Source organism: Streptomyces bobili (assembly GCF_002154575.1).
Taxonomy (GTDB): domain Bacteria; phylum Actinomycetota; class Actinomycetes; order Streptomycetales; family Streptomycetaceae; genus Streptomyces; species Streptomyces bobili.
Map to the genome: position 1 here is coordinate 1 of NZ_MUBA01000614.1, position 637 is coordinate 637.

Genomic DNA, 637 nt, shown 5'->3' on the forward strand with positions numbered 1-637 from the left:
TCACCGATCCGGAACCCGCCGTCGGCCAGCCACCTGACCACCATCCGGTCCCGCGCGCACGACACCGCCCCCAGCAACACCCCCCGGGCGCCCTCGGGCAGCATCTTCGGATGCCGGCGCACCCGTTCGGCGGGCGCGAGCGGGTTGGCAGGCATCCTGTGCAGGACGTGTCCGAGCATCGCCCGCCGCCGGTCCGCCCGAGTCGGCAGCCGGGTTAGACGCAGTGCCTCGGCCAGTGCGGGGTTCACGCCATGGATACCCAGGTGGAGGTAGAAGCCCTTGAGGCAGGCCGCCGCGGCCTTCAACGCACTCTGCCCGTACGGGCGTCTACCCTCCCGCCACGGCAGCCCGAACGGCCCCGGGCAATCCGCCCCCAGAGCCGCCATGTAGTGCCGCAGATCCTCGAGCGACACCGACCCGGTGTCCAGGCCCGCGAACCGCAGCCACCGCAGATGATCCACCAGCACATACGCATACGTCCGGCCCGTACCCGCCCGACAGGCACGCAGGAACCCGTCCGCCTCCGCCACCACCGAGCAGTCCGCGTCCACGACCGTGTAACTGACCCGCCCGCCGGCACGGACGATCTCCTGGACGCGTAACTCGCCCACCACCAACCGGCCACCCACCCGCACGC

At 71.9% G+C, this 637-nt stretch carries 1 pseudogene; it reads right to left on the reverse strand.

The window, feature by feature from the left end:
* A pseudogene (locus BZL64_RS34915) lies at positions 1-637 on the reverse strand (tyrosine-type recombinase/integrase); the annotation flags it as partial.